General features: G+C 70.8%; 2 protein-coding genes. Both read right to left on the bottom strand.

Annotated elements, in window-relative coordinates:
* Window positions 1–32 precede the first annotated feature (32 nt).
* Window positions 33–1,043: a TatD family hydrolase gene (locus DBR36_RS14880; RefSeq protein WP_258222885.1), complete on the bottom strand. Its 1,011-nt coding sequence runs from the start codon at window positions 1,041–1,043 to the stop codon at window positions 33–35.
* Complete coding sequence (metG, locus tag DBR36_RS14875) at window positions 1,043–2,617, bottom strand: methionine--tRNA ligase (protein ID WP_108320529.1); 1,575 nt, start codon at window positions 2,615–2,617, stop codon at window positions 1,043–1,045. Before metG ends, DBR36_RS14880 begins: the two co-directional genes overlap by 1 nt.
* Window positions 2,618–2,732: the final 115 nt, after the last annotated feature.

The raw sequence follows: 2,732 nt of genomic DNA, 5'->3' as shown, positions 1-2,732 counted from the left end.
GCCGCGCGCGGTCGGCGGGCGCCGCCGCCGCGTCAGTCCTCGAACGCGCCGTAGACGCGCAGAGTGTTCTCGGCGACCTGGGCGGCGAGCTCGTCGGCATCCATCGACAGCTCCGCGGCGAGGAAGCGCAGCGTCACCGGGATGAGGTACGGCGCGTTCGGACGGCCGCGGTAGGGCACGGGCGTCAGGAACGGCGCATCGGTCTCGACCAAAATGCGATCGAGCGGGGTGACCGCGAGCGCGTCGCGCAGGTTCTGCGCGTTCTTGAACGTCACGTTGCCGGCGAACGACAGGTAGTACCCGCGATCGGCGGCGATCCGGGCCATGTCGGCATCGCCCGAGAAGCAGTGGAACACCGTCCGGTCGGGCGCGCCGACCCGCTCGAGGGTCTCGAGGACGGCGTCATGGGCGTCGCGATCGTGGATCTGCATCGCGATCCCGTGCTTCTTGGCGAGGGCGATGTGCGCCTCGAACGATCGGATCTGCGCCGGGATGCCGTCCGCCTCGGTGCGGAAGAAGTCGAGGCCCGTCTCGCCGATCGCCCGTACCCGCGGCTCGGCGGCGAGCTCGTCGATCACCGCGATCGCGGCGTCCAACTCGCCCGCCAGCTCGTAGGCGGGCGACTCGTTGGGGTGGATCGCGACGGCCGCGAGCACGCGCGGGTGCGACCGCGCCGCCCACGCCGACCACCGCGAGGAGTCGACATCGCCGCCGGCCTGCACGACCCCGTGGACGCCGACTGCCAGCGCGCGCTCGAGCTGCTCGTCGAGGGACAGGCCGGTCTCGCCGTCCTCGATCTCGAGGTGCGTGTGGTTGTCGTAGACCGGGATGCCGAGGGGTTCGGGCGCGGGCGGATAGCTGACGTCGCGGCGGCCGTCGACCGAACGCTCGCGCACGTACTGAATGGGGTCGCCGCCGTCGATCGTGTTGCGCGGGCGCTCGACGGGCGTGGAGCCGGCCGCGGGGGTCGCGGACCCTTCGACGCGCTCGGGGACGGCGTCGGGCCCGGGGGCCTGGGGAGCCGCCCCGTCGGACGGCGCCATCACGCCTGCTCGACGCGCGGGAACAGCGGCGACAGCGCGGTCACCACCGAGCCCGGGCGCAGCGCGCCCCAGCCGCCCGCCGCGCGGATCGGCTGCGCGACGAGCGCCCCGAGGGACTCCTCGGCGCCGAGGGCGGCCCAGAGCTTCGCGGTCGACTCCGGCATGACCGGTGACAGCAGCACCGCGAGGGCGCGCAGGCCCTCGGCCGCGGTGTAGAGCACGGTTCCCAGACGCTCGCGCTGCGTTTCGTCTTTGGCGAGCGCCCACGGCTCGTTCTCGGTGATGTAGCCGTTGAGCGCGTCGACGATGGTCCAGATCGCCGCGATGGCCTCGTCGATGCGGAAGCGCTCGATCGCCTGGTCGGCGGTGGTCGCGGCATCCGCCACGATCTTCTGGATCGCGCGATCGCCGTCGGTGTACGCCGCCGGGGCGGGCACGACGCCGTCGAAGTACTTCGCGATCATCGCCACCGTGCGCGACCCCAGGTTGCCGAAGCCGTTCGCGAGCTCGGCCTGGTAGCGCGCCGACAGGTCTTCCCACGAGAACGAGCCGTCCTGGCCGAACGCGATCGCCGACAGGAAGTAGTAGCGGTACGCGTCGGAGCCGAAGACGTCGGTGATCTCGGTCGGGGCGATGCCGGTGAGCTTGGACTTCGACATCTTCTCGCCGCCGACGAGCAGCCACCCATGCGCGAAGACGCCGCGCGGCACGTCGAGACCCGCGGCCATGAGCATGGCCGGCCAGATCACCGCGTGGAAGCGCAGGATGTCTTTACCGACGACGTGGAACGCGGGCCAGCGACGCTCGAACTCGGCGGGGTCGGTGCCGTAGCCGACGGCCGTGGCGTAGTTGAGCAGGGCGTCGACCCACACGTAGATGACGTGCGAGGGGTCCCACGGCACCGTGATGCCCCAGTCGAACGCCGAGCGCGAGATCGACAGGTCTTTGAGGCCGCTGCGCACGAACGAGACGACCTCGTTGCGCGCGGACTCGGGACGCACGAAATCGGGCTCGGTCTTGTACAGCTCGAGCAGGCGGTCCTGGAACTCGCTGAGCTTGAAGAAGTAGTTCTTCTCTTGCAGGAGCTCGAGCGGCTTGGAGTGGATCGCGCACACCTTGAGCCCCTCGAAGGGGCCGGTGCCGTCGACGATCTCGGCCTCGGGCTTGAACTCCTCGCAGCCGACGCAGTACAGCGCCTCGTACTCGCCCGCGTAGATGTACCCGCGGTCGTGGAGCGCCTCGACGAACTGCTGCACGCGCTCCTCGTGGCGCGGCTGCGTCGTGCGGATGAAGTCGTCGTTGGCGACGTCGAGGGTCTCGAGCAGCGGGAACCACGACTCGGTCACGAGCTTGTCGACCCACTCCTGCGGGGTCACGCCGTTCGCGGCGGCGGCGCGCAGCATCTTCTGCCCGTGCTCGTCGGTGCCGGTCAGCATCCAGGTGTCGTCGCCCGCCTGGCGGTGCCAGCGGGCGAGCGTGTCGACGGCCACGGTCGTGTACCCGTGCCCGATGTGGGGCAGATCGCTGGGGTAGTAGATCGGCGTCGTGATGTAGAAGGATCGGCCGGAAGTCACCTGGTGATTCTACGGGGGGCCGCCGACACTCCCGCCGCGTGTGACGGGCGCCTCGGCGCGCGAGGGGTCGGAAACCGTCGCCGGAACGACGCAGCTCGACCCCCGCGCGCGAGAA

This window comes from Microbacterium sp. HMWF026 (assembly GCF_003061325.1).
Taxonomy (GTDB): Bacteria; Actinomycetota; Actinomycetes; order Actinomycetales; family Microbacteriaceae; genus Microbacterium; species Microbacterium testaceum_E.
The sequence above is the reverse complement of the archived record's forward strand: the minus strand, read 5'-3'. Positions and strand labels throughout refer to the sequence as shown.